The 2,241-nt window shown below is 44.4% G+C and carries 4 protein-coding genes and 1 pseudogene; all 5 read right to left on the bottom strand.

Annotated elements, in window-relative coordinates; translation table 11 throughout:
- Positions 1–194 (bottom strand): annotated as a pseudogene (locus D588_RS27885) (hypothetical protein); the annotation flags it as partial.
- A gap of 108 nt (positions 195–302) precedes the next feature.
- A complete protein-coding gene (locus tag D588_RS27890) occupies positions 303–821 on the bottom strand; it encodes a hypothetical protein (RefSeq protein WP_157836464.1) in 519 nt (172 codons plus the stop codon).
- Between the two features lie 61 nt (positions 822–882).
- Positions 883–1,170, bottom strand: coding sequence for a hypothetical protein (locus D588_RS27895; RefSeq protein ID WP_157836465.1), 288 nt, complete (start codon positions 1,168–1,170; stop codon positions 883–885).
- A 213-nt stretch (positions 1,171–1,383) separates the two neighbouring features.
- A complete protein-coding gene (locus tag D588_RS27900) occupies positions 1,384–1,728 on the bottom strand; it encodes a hypothetical protein (RefSeq protein ID WP_157836466.1) in 345 nt (114 codons plus the stop codon).
- Between the two features lie 379 nt (positions 1,729–2,107).
- Positions 2,108–2,241 (bottom strand): hemagglutinin repeat-containing protein (locus D588_RS28710; RefSeq protein WP_198526770.1); only part of this gene is annotated, 134 nt, incomplete at its 5' end.

Genomic DNA, 2,241 nt, shown 5'->3' on the forward strand with positions numbered 1-2,241 from the left:
AGGTTGTTGCCCGCCAGCAGCGCGGCGCTGTTGCCGGCCTGCATAGTGGTGCCGGTGAGGGGCTGAGATCCCGGCCGGCCTGCAGCGCCCATGCGGGTCTGGGTCCACTGCGGATCCACGCCAAGCTTGTCGAGCGGGTAGTCGCTGCTGATGAAATTGTTGTAGTCGACGAAGCGCAGATCGGTCTCGATCAAATAGCGGCAGCCGGGGATACCATTACCCGCAAGCAAATTGCGTCAGAACAGCAATAATAATTTTAAAATAAACTCCAACCCGTATCACTCGATAAACGATTGAAAAATTCAATATCGCGGAATCAACCGCGTTCCTACAGGCAAGTTTCTGATTTGACGAGCTATTCCACCCAAAATCGATGCGTGCCTTACTCTTTCACAGATATACATGTTATCGACACAAAATTCGCCGCCTAAAGCCTCTTCTACTTTCAATGCGTAATTTTCAAAATAATTTAGCCTGCCCAGCCGCAGTATAGCTTCTTCATACACGTTGCTTCTAATTGTCGATATTGGATCATATTCGATGGCACTAAAAAAACCATCAAGGTCGACTTCCAAATAAGACTTGTCGCCAGAATCTAAACTAAAAACATAGACTTGACCGGAATCATCAACCGCGTAGACAGTCCCAAATATGTCATAAGCAATTGCTTCAGACCAATCAAAATTTAGGCCACTGCAAGAAGACCAAGCTGAAGTCCAATTTATATCGCCTGCTAAGAAAAATCTCAGTAACCCATCAAAGCAAAAATTACCCCCCCTTCCAGGCATACGATCAAAACATTTCTCTACTTTGCGATTCAATTATGAGCATCCGCTTTAATAGGGCTAGAATTACTTTCCCCAATAGATCTTTCCGGCATCGCTACGCTATTAGGGTTACTTTTCCAACTCCGCCATCTGATAAGATTTCAAATCGCACTCCATGGCCATCAACGTCATATTTTATCCATCTTTTAACATGCCCAAGTAAAGCATCGTATCCACCTCCTCCAAAATCATTCGGGAGCCCAAACTTGTCAAGAATTGAAGATTCAGCCCAACTTTTGCTACTCATTCCGAACAAATCTCCCTGGTAAAAGGAAAATTCATCCTGTTCTTCTATGAAGAAATGAATAAAACTCAAAGTATTGCAGCGGAACCCAAATTCCATGCCGCTATGAAAAACTGCCAATAGTCAGTCCTTAAGTTCGAATCGCCATACCCATCAGGATCAGAAGAAGAAATAGGTCGCTCATTTATTTCAGTGAGCAATTCAGCCATTTCAGGACTATCGGCTGCGCATCCGAGAGCTAAAGAAAATTTTTCCCAATTTAATTTCATTTAATAACCCCAGCACCCCTGTTTAAAGATTTTTGCATTGATTTTATGGCAAAATTATTTCCTGGTTTTTACTTGAATTATAGAAGAAATTCACCTTTGCCACTCCGGATGAAATTAATTTAACCGTGAATTTTTCCCAACCTCTGCGGTTTTTTCCCTTCATTGCTTGGTGCAACTCACGGACCAAACCAGAAATCTCATCATCTGGATCATCCAATAACTCGCCAAAGTAAATTCCTTCTCTCACAAAAGAGTATTTAGAACCTACAGACCAGCTGTCATCATACTTTTCGTATGAAAACTCGCAAATCGCCTCGACATAATCATCAGGAGCGGAATCTTGCATCAGCCGAACAATCTTATTCAGAATATAAATCTCTCTATCCACACTCAACCTCCGGGCTCACTTCTGAAATTTTTGCGAATCACCCACCATTTACGGAGCAATCAATAGTTAATGCATCAGGCCTTGCTGATTTCGGGGCGTCCCTTTAAAAAATAACCTTTACCAAACCGATATCATCATAGTTTTATATCTCATCTAATTTCATTCTCCCACTTACTTCAAGTAAAATTGTTAAACTTCTCGTCTTGGGCAAAAGATTGAACCTATGGCAAGTTCCGCCGAACTGTCATCCTTGAATATGTCCACCGACGTCTGTTGAGCGACCCTCTTTGCCAACAGCAGTCTGCCTAGCATCACGCTCGCAACTGCCGAACATGCCCGACTTCTTGGTTTTTTTCTCGTGCTCTTCGCTATGCGTGTTCTACTCCGTCTCCAGCGTCAGATCGTTGCCGAAGGCCACCACCACGTTGCCGGTGCCTGCAACCTGCGCGCCTTGCGAGAGCAGGTCGTGACCGGCGGCGATCTGCACGGTGTCGCCGCTGAGCGTTGTCGCCA

The organism is Xanthomonas sp. SHU 308 (assembly GCF_000364645.1).
Taxonomy (GTDB): Bacteria; Pseudomonadota; Gammaproteobacteria; order Xanthomonadales; family Xanthomonadaceae; genus Xanthomonas_A; species Xanthomonas_A sontii.

Bases quoted from the DNA above. Each gene is read 5' to 3' on its own strand.
- D588_RS27895 (WP_157836465.1), bottom strand. From the start codon at position 1,170: ATGGAATTTGGGTTCCGCTGCAATACTTTGAGTTTTATTCATTTCTTC.